This window comes from Corallococcus sp. NCSPR001, assembly GCF_017309135.1.
Taxonomy (GTDB): Bacteria; Myxococcota; Myxococcia; order Myxococcales; family Myxococcaceae; genus Corallococcus.
The window spans coordinates 3,077,290-3,093,441 of the sequence record NZ_JAFIMS010000002.1 but is presented as its reverse complement, the minus strand read 5'-3'; the positions used below and the strand labels follow the sequence as shown (position 1 = coordinate 3,093,441).

13 protein-coding genes are annotated in these 16,152 nt (G+C 70.6%); 10 read left to right on the top strand and 3 right to left on the bottom strand.

Annotation, left to right across the window (positions count from 1 at the left end; translation table 11 throughout):
• Nucleotides 1–11 precede the first annotated feature (11 nt).
• From JYJ93_RS14685 to JYJ93_RS14675, 3 genes are all read left to right on the top strand, one after another.
• Nucleotides 12–1,901 (top strand): M4 family metallopeptidase, encoded by a 1,890-nt coding sequence (locus JYJ93_RS14685; RefSeq protein ID WP_206791454.1) that lies wholly within the window; start codon nucleotides 12–14, stop codon nucleotides 1,899–1,901.
• A gap of 130 nt (nucleotides 1,902–2,031) precedes the next feature.
• A complete protein-coding gene (locus tag JYJ93_RS14680; RefSeq protein ID WP_206791449.1) occupies nucleotides 2,032–2,589 on the top strand; it encodes a DUF2378 family protein in 558 nt (185 codons plus the stop codon).
• A gap of 12 nt (nucleotides 2,590–2,601) precedes the next feature.
• Nucleotides 2,602–3,696, top strand: a complete 1,095-nt coding sequence (locus JYJ93_RS14675; RefSeq protein ID WP_206791447.1) for a hypothetical protein — start codon at nucleotides 2,602–2,604, stop codon at nucleotides 3,694–3,696.
• Nucleotides 3,697–3,716: 20 nt separating this feature from the next.
• Here the strand turns inward: JYJ93_RS14675 and JYJ93_RS14670 are convergent, their stop codons facing one another.
• Both JYJ93_RS14670 and JYJ93_RS14665 read right to left on the bottom strand, forming a co-directional pair.
• A complete protein-coding gene (locus JYJ93_RS14670) occupies nucleotides 3,717–4,550 on the bottom strand; it encodes a hypothetical protein (protein WP_206791445.1) in 834 nt (277 codons plus the stop codon).
• A gap of 130 nt (nucleotides 4,551–4,680) precedes the next feature.
• A complete protein-coding gene (locus tag JYJ93_RS14665; RefSeq protein WP_206791443.1) occupies nucleotides 4,681–5,124 on the bottom strand; it encodes a DUF2383 domain-containing protein in 444 nt (147 codons plus the stop codon).
• A gap of 155 nt (nucleotides 5,125–5,279) precedes the next feature.
• On the opposite strand from JYJ93_RS14665, the gene xdhC reads away from it, so the two are divergent.
• From xdhC to JYJ93_RS14630, 7 genes are all read left to right on the top strand, one after another.
• Nucleotides 5,280–6,098 carry a xanthine dehydrogenase accessory protein XdhC gene (gene xdhC, locus JYJ93_RS14660; protein ID WP_206791441.1) on the top strand — a complete coding sequence of 273 codons (819 nt, stop codon included), beginning with the start codon at nucleotides 5,280–5,282 and terminating at the stop codon, nucleotides 6,096–6,098.
• Nucleotides 6,095–9,928, top strand: coding sequence for a xanthine dehydrogenase molybdopterin binding subunit (xdhB, locus tag JYJ93_RS14655; protein ID WP_206791439.1), 3,834 nt, complete (start codon nucleotides 6,095–6,097; stop codon nucleotides 9,926–9,928). Before xdhC ends, xdhB begins: the two co-directional genes overlap by 4 nt.
• A gap of 85 nt (nucleotides 9,929–10,013) precedes the next feature.
• Complete coding sequence (locus tag JYJ93_RS14650; protein WP_206791438.1) at nucleotides 10,014–10,880, top strand: MbnP family copper-binding protein; 867 nt, start codon at nucleotides 10,014–10,016, stop codon at nucleotides 10,878–10,880.
• A 17-nt stretch (nucleotides 10,881–10,897) separates the two neighbouring features.
• A complete protein-coding gene (locus JYJ93_RS14645) occupies nucleotides 10,898–12,046 on the top strand; it encodes a methanobactin export MATE transporter MbnM (protein WP_206791436.1) in 1,149 nt (382 codons plus the stop codon).
• A gap of 138 nt (nucleotides 12,047–12,184) precedes the next feature.
• Nucleotides 12,185–12,619, top strand: a complete 435-nt coding sequence (locus tag JYJ93_RS14640; protein ID WP_206791434.1) for a hypothetical protein — start codon at nucleotides 12,185–12,187, stop codon at nucleotides 12,617–12,619.
• A 311-nt stretch (nucleotides 12,620–12,930) separates the two neighbouring features.
• Nucleotides 12,931–14,643, top strand: coding sequence for a hypothetical protein (locus tag JYJ93_RS14635; RefSeq protein ID WP_242544419.1), 1,713 nt, complete (start codon nucleotides 12,931–12,933; stop codon nucleotides 14,641–14,643).
• Nucleotides 14,643–15,959, top strand: coding sequence for a hypothetical protein (locus JYJ93_RS14630; protein WP_206800311.1), 1,317 nt, complete (start codon nucleotides 14,643–14,645; stop codon nucleotides 15,957–15,959). Before JYJ93_RS14635 ends, JYJ93_RS14630 begins: the two co-directional genes overlap by 1 nt.
• Here JYJ93_RS14630 and JYJ93_RS14625 read toward each other — a convergent pair.
• A complete protein-coding gene (locus JYJ93_RS14625; RefSeq protein WP_206791432.1) occupies nucleotides 15,953–16,150 on the bottom strand; it encodes a hypothetical protein in 198 nt (65 codons plus the stop codon). The genes JYJ93_RS14630 and JYJ93_RS14625 overlap by 7 nt on opposite strands.
• Between the last annotated feature and the right edge of the window lie 2 nt (nucleotides 16,151–16,152).

Sequence of the window (16,152 nt, the reverse complement as noted above, 5' to 3'; positions counted from 1 at the left end):
GGGGGCATGTCATGACGCGAAGGCACCGCTGGCTCCTTGCCGGCCTGACGTTCACGCTGTCCGCATGTGGTGCGGGAGGACCTGACGCGGAAGCGCCTCCAGCGCCCTCCGAAGCCCGGCTGGGAGACCTGAAGTCGGCGCTGGGAGCGCTGCCCGGGGCGGAGGTGCGGGGAGTACACGCGGACGGCGTGCCCCAGTTCATCCAGGGGGAGCTCGGGACGGCGGGCCGGCCCCTCTCCGGTGCGAGCGCCTGGCAGGCGCACGCGCTCCTGGAGCCCACCCTGCTGCGCGTGCTGCCCGCCTTCCGGCTGACGGCGAAGGACCTGGTGCCCAAGCGCATCCACACGGACGAACTGGGCAACACCCACCTGCGCTACACGCAGACCAAGGGCGGGCTCCCGGTGGTGAACGAGGAGCTCATCGTCCACCTGGACGCGAAGGGTCAGGTGTACGCGGTGAACGGCACCGCGCGTGACGGAGAACCCCTGCCGGCCGCCGCGCGCATCGCTCCGGAGGCCGCGAGCGCGGCGGCGCTGGCGGCGTCCCCGCCGGGCAGCCGCGCGGAAGCCCCCCGCGAGGTCTTCGTCCGGCCGGATCCGGACGCGGCCCTGGTGCGCGCCTTCGAGGTGGTGGTGTCCGGACAGGACGCGGACGGCATGCCCCTGCGCGACCGCGTCTACGTGAGCGCGGCGGACGGCCAGGAGGTGCTGCGCGCGCCGGAGTTCCACGCCGCGCGCAACCGCAAGGTGTGCTCGGTGGGCGGCCCCAACAGCGGCACGTGCCGGATTGAAGGCCAGGGGGCCACCGGCGACACGGCCATCGACAAGACGTACGACAACCTGGGCCTCTTCTACGACTGCTTCCAGGCGAACTTCGGCCGTGACTCGTGGAACGGCATGGGCGCCCAGTTGCTGGCGCAGGTGCACTACGGCACCAGCTACGCGAACGCGTACTTCGACGGCGCGAAGCTCGTCTGCGGCGACGGCAGCCTGCCCCAGCTGGGCCAGCCGTGCGAGGACCCGGACATCGTCGTGCACGAGTTCATGCACGGCGTCACCGAGACCACGTCCGACCTCATCTACAGCGGCGAGTCCGGCGCGCTCAGCGAGTCCCTGTCGGACATCTACGCCGCCACCTGCGGCAGCTGGGCCTCGGGCACCTGGAGCACGGCGACGTCCGTGTGGCACATCGCGGAGACGGCCTGGACCCCCGGCACGTCCGGAGATGCCCTGCGCTACATGAACGACCCCGCGGCGGATGGCGCCTCCGTGGACTACGCCCCGGACCTGAACAGCGGCACGGACGTGCACTACGGCTCCGGCGTGGCCAACCTGGCGTTCAAGCTGATGGCCACCGGAGGCGTGCACCCACGAGGCAAGACGCTGGTGAACGTGCCGGCCATCGGCGTGCAGGCCGCGGCCCACATCTTCTGGTACGCCAACATGAACCTCTTCACCCGCAACACCAACCTCTACGCGGCCAGGACGGCGACGCGGGTGGCGGCGCAGAGCCTGGGCTACAGCACCGCCGTCCAGGACGCGGTGGATGCGGCGTGGAGCGCGGTGGGCGTGGGCGTCACGACGACGCCCTCCTGCACTCCGCTGCCCAACAACACCACGGTGTCGCTCCTCTCCGGCAGCGCCTCGTCGCAGAAGTACTACTGCTTCGACGTGCCGGCGAACACGCCCTCCACGGTGTCCATCTCCAGCGGCACGGGGGACGTGGACCTCTACACGCGCTTCGCCATGGCGCCCACGACGCAGATCTATGACTGCCGCCCCTACCTGTCGGGGAACAACGAGACGTGCAACCTGGTGGCTCGGCCCACCGCGGGCCGGCAGTACATCCTGCTGCGGGGCTACAGCGCCTACAGCGGCGTGAGCCTCTCCGTGGCCTGGTGACACACCGGGCGCTTCCCCTCACCGCGTACCGGCGGTGAGGGTGGGCGCGAGGGGGCTGGCCTCCTCCCGGGCCCTGGGCGAAGAATGCGCGCCCGGGGCCGCGTGGGGGTCCCGGCAAGGACGGAGGGCCATGAGGGACGAGCGCGTCATCTTCAGCAGCAGCGTGGACAGCCTGTATCGCAAGGTGCTGGCCCCCTCCCTGACGCCCGAGCTGGTGGACCGGCTGCGCGCGCGGGGGATGAACCTCCACGCCCCGCTGCTCGCCGCGTACCCGCTGGCCGTCTGGGTGGACTGCCTGGCGGACACGGCCCGCACGCTCCACCCCGACCAGACGGTGGAGCAGGGCCGGCGCCTGATGGGCCGGCGGATGGTGGAGGGCTACGCGCAGACGCTGGTGGGCGGCGCGGTCCTCACGCTGGCGCGCGTGGTGGGGCCCATGCGCTCGCTCGAGCGGATGCAGCACAACTTCCGCAGCGGCAACAACTACACGGAGACGCGGCTCACCGTGCTGGGCCCCGCCCAGGCGGACCTCTGGTTCAACGAACCGGAGGCCCTGGAGGGCTTCGTGGACGGCGTGCTGGAAGAAGGGATGTTGCGCGTGGGGGTCCAGGGCCTCACCCTGCACCGCACCCGCCACTCACCTGATTCCGCCACCTATCACCTGGAGTGGGCCGACCGGTCCGCCTGACACCCAGCCTTCATGTCTTCCATCCTCTCGACGCTGCCCGCCCTCTACCAGGACCTCCTGCCGGCCTTCTTCCAGAAGGACGCCCCCACGGAGACGAAGGCCACCTGCTCCAACTGCGCCATGAGCCGCGCGTCCGCGCAGGCCACGGTGGAGTCCGTGGACGGGGCGGAGCACCTGTTCCGGCCGGACACCAAGTGCTGCACGTACCAGCCGCGGCTGCCCAACTACCTCGTGGGCGCGCTCCTGTCGGATGACTCGCCGCAGATGGCGGAGGGGCGCCGGCGCATCGAGGCGAAGATCGACAGCCGCATCGGCGTGAGCCCGCAGTGGGTGAAGCCGCCCGCGAAGTTCAACCACCTGTACAAGAACGCGCACCAGTTCTTCGGCCGCGCGTCGTCGCTGCGCTGCCCGTACTACGCGCTGGAGTCCGGCGGCTGCACCATCTGGGCGTACCGCGAGTCCGTCTGCTCCACGTTCTTCTGCAAGTACGTGGCGGGCCGGGACGGGCAGCGCTTCTGGATGTCGCTCAAGACGTACCTGACGCTGGCGGAGTTCCAGCTGTCGCGCCACGCGCTGCTCCAGTTGATGCCGGAGTTCCTCCTGGACGGCCGCGACAAGGCGGAGGTGGCCACCGCCCCGCTGTCCGTGGAGGACCTGGACGACGCGGCGCCCCCGGCGAAGGTGTACGCCGCGCTCTGGAAGGGCTACGCCGGGATGGAGAAGGACTTCTACCGCGCCTGCTACGACGCCGTGCGCGCCGTGTCCCGGGACGGGCTGGAGCGGATGCTGGGCCTGGACGGCACCATCGAGCAGAAGGTGCTGGAGAAGCTGCACACCCAGGCCACCGCGCCCACGCTGCCGCGCGTGCTGCGCTTCAACCCGGACGCGACGGTGAAGTGGCTGCCGGACGGCAGCGTCGCGCTGGGCTCCTACAGCGAATACGACGCGGTGGCGCTGCCGGGGGAGGCCTACTCGCTGCTGGTGGAGTTCACCGGCCAGAAGCCCGTGGACGCCGTCCGCCAGCACCTGCGCGACCACAAGCAGGCGGACCTGGATCCGGACATCCTCCTGGAGCTGCACCGGCACCGCATCCTCATCGAGCCCTGAGCGGGCCACGACGCCACGACTCAGGGCTGGCCCGCGAAGGCGCCCACGTCGCGCAGCCAGCGGGCGATCTTCTGGGTGCGCTCCCACGCGGGCTCGGCGGCGACCAGGTGCTCCGCCAGCCACGCGCTGAAGGCCGGGTCTCCCGCGCGCAGCCACGCGGCGGACTCGGCCAGCTCATGGGCGGCGGCCTCCCACGCGCGGCGCACGGCGCTGGCCACGGCCATCAGCTCCGCGATGCAGCGGGTGAACACCTCCATGCCCACGGTGACCTCGTTGGCGCTGTCGCCGCAGGACAGGGCCAGCTCGCGCAGGCGGCCCAGGTCCTTGAGCAGCCCCTGCTCCAGCGCCGCGGCGGTGCCCAGCCGGGCCTGGGCGGCGCGCTGGAGCAGCTCCACGTCCTCGCAGAGCTGGCGCCAGGCCGTGTCGTCCCCGGCGGGGAAGCCGCCCCGGCGGCGCAGGCGCACGCCCACGGCCTGCCACAGGTTGCAGAAGACGAGGACCTCCTCGACGCTGCGGCGCACGTGCGGCGGGATGTGGTCCAGGAAGTCCACCACGGACGCGCGGGCCTCGCGGATGAACGCGTCCCCCCGGGGCGTGGCCTCCATCACGCCGCGCGCGAGCTGGAGCACGCGCCAGGCCCACTGCAGGGCGCGCTCGGAGGTGGTGAAGAGCACCTCCACGCCGGTGCCCAGGGCGCCCGCGGCGTAGCTGGTGTCGGCGGTCGTCGGGGAGGGAATGGAGGGAGCGCCCTCGGCGCGCACGTCGGGCGGGCGGGGAGCCGGTGTCCCCGCGTCCTCGCTGTCGGTGACGGCCCCGGGCCCGTTCGGCCCCGGCACCGTGTGCTCACGCCCCATGTTCCGACTATCGCACGCCCCCTGAAAGCCTCCAGGCCTGGATGCGGGGACGTGCGATGCACCACAAGGTGCCCCTCCCTTCCACCGGGATGGGCACCTTGGGATGTCCGGCAATGCGCAACCCCTACCCTCAGTGCAGGGTCGGGTTCTTCTTCAGCGCGCTGAGCCGCGCGTGCGTCTGCTTCTGCGAAGGCAGCAGCTGCTGGCGCACGAAGGTGCGCGCCTCACCGTGCAGCTTGTCCACGTCCCGGTTGTAGTCCTTCAGGCCGTGGTCCTCGCCCTCCTCCAGCGCGTCGATGGCGCGCTTCTCCCCCAGCAGGTCCGCGCCGGCCTGGACGACCTTGGCGAAGACGCCCCAGGGACCGGAGCCCTCCGCGGGCTTTCCGCCCAGCTTCTCGATGCGCTCCTTGAGGGCCTCGACGCGCTTCTCGTGGTCGTGGAGGCAGGCCTCCACCTCCGTCTTCGCGACCTCGGTCTCGATGTGCTTCGAGGCGAGCCGGTAGGTCTCCACGGCGGAGATCTCACCGCGCAGGAAGGAGTTCAGCGTCTCGAGTTCGGCGGCGGCATTGGCCATGACGTCATCTCCTTGAGTCGGATGGGTTGAAAACGTCTGGCGCAAAAGGTGGTGTGCCTCACCGGCCCGGCAACGGGGGCTCGCTTCCCTGTCCCCAGGGCAGGCGTCCAACGGGGCGCCACCGGCGCGGCGGCCATGGCAGACTCCCGGGTGGCATGTGGAACTGGGTTCACCAACTCGCGGAGTGGGCACGGGAGGACACGCCGTTCGCCGTCGTGACGGTGACGGAGGTCAAGGGCAGCACGCCCGCGCCCTCCGGCGCGAAGCTGCTGGTGCGCGCGGACGGCACCTTCCACGGCACCATTGGCGGCGGCCACCTGGAGCAGCTGGTCCTGGAGGACGCCCGCGCGTGTCTGGCCCGGGGCGAGGCGCGCACCTTCCGCTATCCGCTGGGCGCGAAGCTGGGGCAGTGCTGTGGAGGAGTCGTGGACGTCTTCGTCGAGCCCGTCAACCACGGGCCCCAGCTGTACCTCTTCGGCGCCGGCCACGTGGGACAGGCGCTGTGCCGCATCCTGGAGGGCACGCCCTTTCGCGTGCACCTGGTGGACGAACGCGCCGAGTGGATCCAGTCCCCGCGGGTGCCCTCGGACGTGGTGCGTCACGAGGAGGCGTGGGACGACTTCGCGTCGCGCGCGGCCTGGGACGCGCAGCGCACCTACGTGGCGGTGATGACGCACCGCCACGACGTGGATCAGGACATCATCGCCTTCGCCATCCAGAAGCCGGCGCGCTACATCGGCCTCATCGGCAGTGACACGAAGTGGGCCCGCTTCCGGCAGCGGCTGGAGGCGAAGGGGATGCCCGCCCGGCAGGTGGGCCGCGTCCAGTGCCCCATGGGGCTGCCTACCGGCGGAAAGTCACCGCAGGAGGTGGCCGTGAGCATCGCGGCCGGACTGCTCCAGCTCCATCATGGGCTGGCCCAGGAAGCAGGCGCTCAGCCAGCGCCCGCGCCCCTGCTATCCTCGGGGGAATGAGCACCCCCTTCGAGTTCCGGCTCAACGGACAGACGGTCCAGGTTGACGACGCGTCGCCCAACACCACCCTGCTGGATTACCTGCGCGCGCGCGGCCTGACGGGCACGAAGCAGGGCTGCGCCGAGGGCGACTGCGGCGCCTGCACCGTGGCCATGGTGGACCGGGACGTCAGCGGCCAGAAGACGCTGCGCGCGTTCAACAGCTGCATCGCGCTGCTGCCCATGGTGGCCGGGCGCGAGCTCGTCACCGTGGAGGGCGTGGGCAGCCGCGCCGCGCCCCACCCCGTGCAGCAGGCGATGGTGAAGCACTACGGCTCGCAGTGCGGCTTCTGCACGCCGGGCTTCGTCGTCTCCATGGTGGAGGCGTACTGTCGCAAGGACGCGGGCTCGCCGGAGGCCATCGCGGATCAGCTCTGCGGCAACATCTGCCGCTGCACCGGCTACCGCCCCATCCGTGACGCGATGGTGGACGCGCTCGCCACGCGCGACGCGAAGGGCGCGGGCCCGGGGCTCCCCGGCGTCTCGCTGGAGGGGCCGCCCTCCCCCACCCCGCCCCTGCGCTACGAGGCCCGCGATGGCCTGTTCCTGCGCCCCACCACGTGGGAGGACCTGCTCGCGCTGCGCGCCCTGCACCCGGAGGCGATGCTCGTGGCCGGCGCCACCGAGCTGGGCGTGGACATCACCAAGAAGTCCCGCCGCTACCCGTTCCTCATCTCCACGGAGGGCGTGGAGGCCCTGCGCGCCGTCCGCCGCGAGGAGGACGGCTGGTACGTGGGCGGCGCCGCGTCGCTGGTGGACGTGGAGGACGCGCTGGGCCACGAGGTGCCGGAGCTGGCGAAGATGCTCAACGTCTTCGCCTCGCGGCAGATCCGCCACCGCGCCACGCTCGCGGGCAACCTGGTGACGGCCTCGCCCATCGGGGACACGGCGCCGGTGCTGCTCGCGCTGGACGCCCGGCTGGTGCTGGCCTCCGTGCGCGGCGAGCGGACGGTGGCGCTGTCGGACTTCTTCCTCGCCTACCGCAAGACGGCGCTCCAGCCGGACGAGGTGGTCCGCTTCGTCGTCATCCCCCACGCCCCGGCGAAGGACAGCGGGCTCACGCGCCATTCGGACAGCTTCAAGGTGTCCAAGCGCCGCGAGCTGGACATCAGCATCGTCGCGGCGGGCTTCTGCATCGAGACGGACGCGCTGGGGCTCGTGCGCACCGCGCGGCTGGGCTACGGCGGCGTCGCGGCCACGCCCGCGCGGGCGAAGCAGACGGAAGGACTGCTGCTGGGGCACCCGTGGAACGCGGAGGCCGTGGCCCGCGTGCGCGCCACGCTGGAGCGTGAATTCAGTCCGCTCACGGACCTGCGCGGCAGCGCGGAGTACCGGCGAGGGCTGGTGGTGTCGCTGCTGGAGAAGTTCGCGTCCGGCGCGCGCAGCCCCGTGCTGGACGGACGCCCCACCTTCGCCCCGGGCGCTCCTGTCGCCACCGCGGACGCGGGCCGCGAGCTGCGCCATGAGAGCGCGCTGGGCCACGTGACGGGCAGCGCGCAGTACGTGGACGACCTCGCGCAGCGCCGGCCCATGCTGACGGTGTGGCCGGTGCTGTCGCCGCATGCGCACGCGCGCATCCTCCGCCGCGACGCCAGCGCCGCGATGAAGGTGCCCGGCGTGGTGAAGGTGCTGCTCGCGGAGGACATCCCGGGCATGAACGACACGGGCCCCATCCGCCACGACGAGCCGCTGCTCGCCAAGGACGAGGTGCTCTTCCACGCGCAGGTGGTGGCGCTCGTCGTCGGCGAGACGCCCGAGGCCTGCCGCGAGGGCGCCCGCCAGGTGGTGGTGGACTACGAGCCCCTGCCCGCGGTGCTCACGCTGGCCGAGGCCCTGAAGCAGGAGAGCTTCCACACCGACCCGCATGTCATCCGCCGGGGCGACGTGGACAGCGCGCTCGCCTCCAGCCCGAACCGGCTGGCCGGTGAGCTGACGATGGGCGGCCAGGAGCACTTCTACCTGGAGACGCACGCGGCCTACGCGGAGGTGGGCGAGGACGGCGACGTCACGGTGACGTCCTCCACGCAGCACCCGTCGGAGGTGCAGGCCATCCTCTCGCACGTGCTGCACCTGCCGCGCAGCCGCGTGGTGGTGAAGGCGCCGCGCATGGGCGGCGGCTTCGGCGGCAAGGAGACGCAAGGCAACGCGCCCGCTGCGCTGGTGGCGCTGGCGGCGGTGCACACGGGCCGGCCGGTGAAGTGGATGCTGGACCGCGACGTGGACATGGTCGTCACCGGCAAGCGCCACCCGTTCCACGCGGCCTGGGAGGTGGGCTTCGACGCCACGGGCCGGCTGCTCGCGCTCAAGGCGGACCTCACGTCCAACGGCGGCTGGTCCCTGGACCTGTCCGAGTCCATCACCGACCGCGCCCTCTTCCACCTGGACAACGGCTACTACGTGCCGTCGGTGCGCTACACCGGCCGCGTGGCGAAGACGCACCTGGTCTCCAACACGGCGTTCCGCGGCTTCGGCGGGCCGCAGGGCATGCTGGTGATGGAGGACATCCTGGCGCGCATCGCGAGCACCCTGGGCCTGGCCCCCGAGGCCGTGCGCCAGCGCAACCTCTACGACGGCGTGGGCGAGACCAACACCACGCACTACGGCCAGGAACTGGAGGACAACCGGCTGCCGAAGCTGTGGAACGACCTGATGGAGTCGTCCGACTTCATGAAGCGCCGCGCGCAGGTGGAGGCCTTCAACGCGTCCAGCCCGCGCATCAAGCGAGGCCTCGCCATCACGCCGATGAAGTTCGGCATCTCCTTCACCGCCACCTTCCTCAACCAGGCGGGCGCGCTGGTGCACGTGTACCGCGACGGCTCCGTGCTGCTGTCACACGGCGGCACGGAGATGGGCCAGGGGCTGCACACCAAGATTCAAGGCGTGGCCATGCGTGAGCTGGGCCTGCCGGCGGAAATGGTGCGCGTGGCGCAGACGGCGACGGACAAGGTGCCCAACACGTCCGCGACGGCGGCCTCCAGCGGCTCGGACCTCAACGGCGCGGCGGTGCGCGAGGCCTGCATCCAGATACGCGAGCGGCTGGCCCCGGTGGCCGCGCGCATGCTGGTGCAGTTGCACGGGCAGGCGGTGTCGCCGGACGCGCTGGTGTTCGAGGACGGCCGCATCGCCGCGGCGTCGCGGCCGGACCAGGGGCTGTCCTTCGCGGCCGTGGTGGAGGAGGCCTACCGCGACCGCGTGGGCCTGTCCGTCACGGGCTACTACCGCACGCCGGGCATCGGCTACGACCGGGCCCTGGGCCGGGGCAAGCCGTTCCTCTACTTCGCCTACGGCGCGGCGGTGAGCGAGGTGGAGGTGGACGGCGACACGGGCATGAAGCGCGTGCTGCGCTCGGACCTGCTGGAGGACGTGGGGGACTCACTCAACCCCGGCGTGGACCGGGGCCAGGTGGAGGGCGGCTTCGTGCAGGGCATGGGGTGGCTCACCGGCGAGGAGCTGAAGTGGGACGCGAACGGGCGGCTGCTCACGCACTCCGCCAGCACCTACGCGGTGCCCGCGTTCAGCGACGCGCCCATCGACCTGCGCGTGGAGCTCATGGCGCGGGCCGGGCAGCAGGGCACCATCCACGGCAGCAAGGCCGTGGGCGAGCCCCCGCTGATGCTGGCCCTGTCCGTACGGGAGGCGCTGCGCGACGCGGTGGCCGCCTTCGGAGCGCCGGGCGGCGACGTGGGCCTGCCCTCGCCCGCCACGCACGAGGCGCTCTTCCTGGCCATCCAGCAGCGCAAGGCGCAAGGCGCGGGGCTCCCGGTCCCGGACGAGGCGCGCGAGGTGGCATGAGCCGGGCGGCGGGTGCGGCAACATGCCACGGCAAGCTTTCCCGGCCCGTGCGTTAGACGGGAGCACCTTCCTAAGGATGATTGCCATGCGCTCCCTGCTCCGCTCCCGCCTCCTCCTTCCATTGGCCCTCGTGGGCGCGCTCGGCTGTGGGGACGACGAACCCCAGACGCCCGAGGTGCTGACGGTGAACCTGCCCGTCGTCGCCCGCGTGGGCACGGAGGCCTTCGCGTGCGGCAAGACGTACACGAACGTCGGGACGACGGGGACGACGTACGAGCCCATGGACTTCCGCGTGTTCGTGCACGACGTGCGGCTGGTGACGCGGGCCGGACAGGAGGTGCCCGTGACGCTGACGGAGGACGGCACGTGGCAGCACTCGGGCGTGGTGCTGCTGGACTTCGCGAACAAGGACGGGCTGTGCACGCAGGGCACGGCGGCGATGAACGCGTCCATCCAGGGCACGGCGCCCCAGGGTGACTACACGGGCCTGCGCTTCACGCTGGGCATCCCGGAGGACCTGAACCACGGCGACCCCACGACGCTCGGCAAGCCCATGGATGACACGGGCCTGCACTGGAACTGGCAGAGCGGCTTCATCTTCACGCGCATCGAGGGCCGCACGCAGGGCCTTCCCGAGCACGTCATGCACCTGGGCAGCACGGCCTGCGCGCCGCCGCCCGAAGGCCAGACGCAGGGCACCGCCGGCTGCGCGAACAACAACCGTCCGGAGTTCCACCTGGACGGCTTCGACGTGACGAAGAACAAGGTGGTGATGGACCTGGCCACGCTCTTCGCGGGCTCCAACCTGGACGTGAACGCGCCCGGCACGTCCGCGGGCTGCATGTCGTCCCCCATGGACGCGGACTGCGGTCCTCTCTTCCAGCCCCTGGGGCTGGGCTTCGGCGGCCAGGCGGCGAACCCGTCCGCGCAGACCTTCATCCGGGCCGAGTAGCAGGAAGGACGTCCGACGTGGCACGACGACAAGGACAGGCGTGGAAGGCGCTGGCGACGGTGGCGTTGCTGGCCACGGGCTGCGCGGATCCCTCGGGGCCGACCGAGGAGCCCGCGCCCTACGACTGGAAGCTGCCGGCGGGCTTCCCCAAGCCGCGCGTGCCGGAGGACAACCCCATGTCGGAGGCGAAGGTCCAGCTGGGCCGGCGCCTCTTCTACGACAAGCGCCTGTCGATGAACGGCACGCAGTCCTGCGGCTCGTGCCACGAGCAGGCCCGGGCCTTCACGGACGGGCGCGTGCACGCGGTGGGCAGCACGGGACAGGCGCACCGCCGCAACGGGCAGGGGCTGGCGAACGTGGCGTACGCGACCAGCCTCACCTGGGCCAACTCCGCGCTCACCACGCTGGAGGCCCAGGCGCTGGTGCCGCTGTTCGGGAGGGATCCGGTGGAGCTGGGCTTCGCGGATCAACAGGAGGTGCTGCTGGAGCGGCTGCGCGCGGATCCGGACCTGACGGCCCGCTTCGCGGAGGCCTTCCCGAACGAGTCCACGCCGGTGTCGCTGGCCACGCTGACGCGGGCGCTGTCCGCGTTCGAGCGGTCGCTCATCTCCGGCACGTCGGCGTATGACCGCTATCTGTACGGCAAGGACGTGGACGCGCTGAGCCCCGCGGCGAAGCGGGGCCTGCAGCTGTTCCTGTCCGAGCGACTGGAGTGCGACCACTGCCACTCCGGCTTCAACTTCCAGGACGCGACCGTGCACGAGTCGACGGCGGAGCCGGTGCTGCCGTACCACAACACGGGGCTCTACAACGAGGACGGCCAGGGCGCGTATCCCGCCGGGGACACGGGCCTCTTCGAAATCACGTTCCGTCCGGAGGACATGGGGCGCTTCAAGGCGCCGTCCCTGCGCAACGTGGCCGTCACCGGGCCGTACATGCACGACGGCAGCGTGGAGACGCTCTCCGACGTGTTGGATCACTACGCCGCGGGAGGCCGGGCACGGGCGGCGAACGGCGGACAGCCGAGCCCCCTGCAGAGCGCCTTCGTGCGCGGCTTCGACCTGACGCCCGAGGAGAAGGCGGACGTCATCGCGTTCCTGGAGTCGCTCACGGACACGGCGTTCCTGACCGACCCGCGCTTCGCGGACCCCGCCACCGTGCCGTGACAGGGCATGCCAAGCCAAGGCCAGACATCCAGCAAGCCGCGAAAGTTGAACCGCGGCGCCGCAATACGATTGGCCTCACATTGATTGCCATTGGTTCAATCGCTAGCCTTTCACCTCCCCTTCCACAGGAGAGGTGCCATGCGCCGTCTGTTTGCTGGAGTCTCCGCTGTCGCCGCGCTGTCGCTGTCGTCCGCTGCCTGGGCCGCGGACACGCTGCCCGCGCCTGAAGGCATCCAGTCGTTGGGAGCGAGCGACGCGGTCGCGGCCTGCTACGTGGATACGTTCGCATGGGACTACCTGTCGGCGGGCTCCTGCGGGGCCCTGGGCAGTGACAGTTGGAGGTACGTCACCTTCGGGGTCCTGGGCATCGACCAATCTGGCGGTCGCTATGTCATCCAGTTCCTGGATGGCACCTGCTCCTACGCGGGGTACTCCCCCGACGAGGGCTACACCTGCTTGCAGACCATCTCGCATTACCAGACGGTGAGCCAGCGGATGCAGGTCTATGACACCTGGACAGATCAGTGGTCGGGCATCCTCACGGCATACGCCAGCTACGAACCGCTGTTCTGATTCACGAATCGCACATCCCCTGTGGCGCCACCGTGCGACGGTGGGCGGCGCTGGCATGCATGGCTTTGCTCATCGCGGGCTGTGCTTCAGCACCGTCACAGGGTGGCACCTGGAGCTACGGAACCCCGGTGGCGCGGGCATCCTGGCGGCCGTGGGCTGGAGGTGTCCGGAAGGCTTCGGCTGGGTCGCGTGACGACAGGGGATGGGCCTGTGGTGGCCGTCCCCTGCCTCAAGGCTGGCCCGACCTGGAGCGCAGTGAACAGCGCCTCGGGCCGTTCCTGGCCTGTGCCTCGCCCGCGGCCTTCTTGGCCATGCAGCGAGGCGTGGACATGGCCCGGCTGGTGGAGTCCCTGGATGATTGGGACGCCGTCCGGCTGGGGGCGTTGGGGCCGTTGGATGCGAAGGCCTCCAGCGTCCTTCAGCGCAAGCGCGCGGCCTTCCTCGTCAGCGCGGTCGAGAAGTATGGCGCTCCACGCGCGGAGGTGTTCGCCCTCTTCATCCTGCACGCCAGCTTCGATGATGAGTTGCGGGACCTGGTCCAGCGACTGGCCCGCGACAAGCAGCTCGGGGAGACGCTGGTTGGCATGCCCACCGTGCGCGAGGAGCTGCTGCGCCGGGGATTGAAGGTCTCGGCGTCTCCGGAGCGGGAAGAGCGAGCCGGTGACGTCCTGCGGGGATTGGAGCGCGCGGGGCGGGACGCGCTGTCCAGCACTGACGTGAGCGCGGGGGCCCGCTACGTGGAGTTCTCCGCGATGCGTGCGCAATTGCCGCCGCCCTACCAGGAAGCGCTCGACGCGGTGGAGAGGGCTCTGATGGCGGGGCACTTCTCACCGGGCAATGTGGTGCGAGGTGGATTCGACCACCTGACCTTCGGCGTCCCGATGGGCTTCCTCCATCTGGTCGCGGGGACGGCGCAGGGAGCGTCGTCGCTCGCGAAGGGCAGGTACGAACAGGCCACGCGGGAGCTGGCGCCCGCCGCGCTCATGGTGGCGCTGTACGCGGGAGGCAAAGCCGCGAGAGACCGGCCCACCTTCGACGTGGAGGCGCTCAAGGCGGCGGTGGAGCGGCTGGAGGAACAGCTCGGAGTGAACGCCACGCGAGAGCTGCTGCGTCAGCTCCGGGCAAGCCGGGAAGGTGCCCACCTCGCCGCCGAGTGGGGAGAAGCCGGAGCGTTGGCGCTTTATGAGGCCCGAGGCAACCCGGCGAAGGCCCAGGCCCTGCTTGCGGAGGCAAGCCGCGAACGTCCGGGAGGTGCACAGAAGAGTACCGGCGGTTCCGCCCTGTCGAAGGACTTCGCGGGAGTGCCGCCGGAGGTCCTGGAGGCAAGGCTCGCGCAGGTGGAGTGGGAGGCCACGGGTCCCCGCCTGTCCCGCGATGTGTCCTTCCTGAAGAACCATCCACCGGAGCGGGATGCGCCCCGAGGAGCCGAAGGTCACCCGCTCTGGACCGAGTACGTGAGTTATCGCGAGGCCCGGCTCGCAGAGCTGGAACGGGGCACGCCCGCCAAAGGCCCGCTGCGCTGGGAGGGCTACCTGGACCTGCGCGGGCAGTTCATCCGGGGGCTGATGTTCGAGCGGGCCATGGTCGCCCGGCTGCGGGCGGATGCGGCACTGCCCCGAGCGCAACGTCGGTGGCTCCAGGACTTTGATCAGCCGCGAATCGAAACGCACGTGGGCATGACGAAGGCGGACCTGCGCTTCGCGGATGCATTGGTCATCGAGACGAAGCCACCCTCAGGGCAACCGCCACGCATGGAGACCTTCAGCTTCAAGAGCCGCGACCTACGTTCGCTCGTCTCGAAGGCACTGTTGTCCCAGATGAAAGCGGACGCGACTGGAGCCCTCCGCTATTACGGTGAAACCGTGGACATCCGCCGGCCGGGACTTGAAGGCATGGTGCGCATCCAGAAAGTCCACCTCATCTATGAAGGAAACGTCTTCAAACCTCGGAATGAGCAAATACTGGAGTCCGCCCTGAATGCCGCCGAAACGGCTGCCCGCGGCGTGGAGATCCAGTTCCAATGATGGATGACGAGTTCCTCTTCATCTTCAAAGGGGGTTTCGATGCCCTCGCCGATCCGCTGAGCGAGCTGAGCCCCTTTTTCGACGCGCTGGAATCGGAAGCTGGCGATTGGATGCCGGACATCACCAAGGGGAAGCGGCGCCGTGGATACACACGTGCGGCGGTGATGAAGGCTCTGTCTGAGTCACGCGACGAGAACAGCACTTCCGTCGGACTCTATCGCACCACGGAGCCCAAGCTGGACATGACACTCCTGCTCTGGTTTCCGCCCCTGCCTCCAGCCTTGGAGACATGGCTCAACGTGAAGTCACTCGTCCCCTTCACGGATGAAGGCCACTGCCGGTCATTCGTGGAGATGGTCCGCGCCTGGGCCATCCGGTATCCGGTGGCATCCCATGCCTATGCGCATAGCGCGGCGGACAGCGAACTGTCGGGGGCTCCCCATTATGGAAGGGAGGAACGGCTCGGTCGGAAGAACGGATTCGACCAGATCCACGCCGTGTACTGGCTCAACCTCTTCGGCCCAAAGCTGGTGGACACCGTCGGCCGAGAGCGCATGCGCTCCACTCCCGCCCACCGCGTCGAAGAGCTCCCGGACGGTTCCATCCTCCTCGTCACCTGGCCCACCGCCGCGGACTTCGCCACCGAGGCCGCCCGCGTCGCCCAGGCCCGCGCCTGGGTCCATCTGCGGCCGGACCTGGACTTCGACACCGTGATGGCCACCCTCCGCGAACGGAGCGCGACCCTCGCACCCGTCGAACCCCGCTTCGCTCCAGACGTCGCCCCGCTGCTCTCACGCCTGCCCGAATATGTGTCCCTGGCCCAGCGTCAGCGGCGCATCGCTGAGCTCAACGCCTACGTCCCGCCAGAGCCGGACGAGTGGCTCCCGCTCGACGCCGCCCTGCCTCCGGACGTGGCCGACCCGAAGGCCGCTCTCGACCAGTACGCCTCCCTCGCGGAACGCCTCGTGGCGCTGCTCCACACGCCGGTGCCCTCCGTCCTCAAGGGGTCCCCCGAGTCCCTGACGGACATCGACCTCCACTTCTGGAAGGAGACCTTCCCGGACACCTTCGAGCGGCACAACATCGATGCCATCGCGGTGCCCGCCGTGGGGGCCTACCTGGGCGAGGTGCTGGTCAAACACCTGGGCGGACAGTGGCTTCCCCGCAAGCAGTGGATGGAAGCCCAGGTCCGCGTCGGAGACCGCGTGTGGCTGCCCTTCGCCCGCGCGCACCGCTACATGCGGTCCACGCAGGCGCTCTTGGACCACTCCCTCACCCAGCTCTACCGCGTCGCCGAACGCCACGCCCGCTACTGAGCCGGCGGCTTGAGGTCGTCCGGCAACCGCTCCAGCGGCGGACGCTCCAGCGCCCCCGGCCGCTCCACGCCGGAGGCCGTGCCCGCGTCCTCCACGATGGTGCCCGCGTCGCTCTGCCCCGTGGGCGGCGAGGGCTTGTCCGAACAGCCAACGAGAACTCCGACACACAACACGAAGAGCCAGTGGCGCATGG

Bases quoted from the DNA above. Each gene is read 5' to 3' on its own strand.
- JYJ93_RS14685 (WP_206791454.1), top strand. From the start codon at position 12: ATGACGCGAAGGCACCGCTGGCTCCTTGCCGGCCTGACGTTCACGCTG.
- JYJ93_RS14680 (WP_206791449.1), top strand. From the start codon at position 2,032: ATGAGGGACGAGCGCGTCATCTTCAGCAGCAGCGTGGACAGCCTGTAT.
- JYJ93_RS14675 (WP_206791447.1), top strand. From the start codon at position 2,602: ATGTCTTCCATCCTCTCGACGCTGCCCGCCCTCTACCAGGACCTCCTG.
- JYJ93_RS14670 (WP_206791445.1), bottom strand. From the start codon at position 4,550: ATGGGGCGTGAGCACACGGTGCCGGGGCCGAACGGGCCCGGGGCCGTC.
- JYJ93_RS14665 (WP_206791443.1), bottom strand. From the start codon at position 5,124: ATGGCCAATGCCGCCGCCGAACTCGAGACGCTGAACTCCTTCCTGCGC.
- xdhC (WP_206791441.1), top strand. From the start codon at position 5,280: ATGTGGAACTGGGTTCACCAACTCGCGGAGTGGGCACGGGAGGACACG.
- xdhB (WP_206791439.1), top strand. From the start codon at position 6,095: ATGAGCACCCCCTTCGAGTTCCGGCTCAACGGACAGACGGTCCAGGTT.
- JYJ93_RS14650 (WP_206791438.1), top strand. From the start codon at position 10,014: ATGCGCTCCCTGCTCCGCTCCCGCCTCCTCCTTCCATTGGCCCTCGTG.
- JYJ93_RS14640 (WP_206791434.1), top strand. From the start codon at position 12,185: ATGCGCCGTCTGTTTGCTGGAGTCTCCGCTGTCGCCGCGCTGTCGCTG.
- JYJ93_RS14635 (WP_242544419.1), top strand. From the start codon at position 12,931: ATGCAGCGAGGCGTGGACATGGCCCGGCTGGTGGAGTCCCTGGATGAT.
- JYJ93_RS14630 (WP_206800311.1), top strand. From the start codon at position 14,643: ATGGATGACGAGTTCCTCTTCATCTTCAAAGGGGGTTTCGATGCCCTC.
- JYJ93_RS14625 (WP_206791432.1), bottom strand. From the start codon at position 16,150: ATGCGCCACTGGCTCTTCGTGTTGTGTGTCGGAGTTCTCGTTGGCTGT.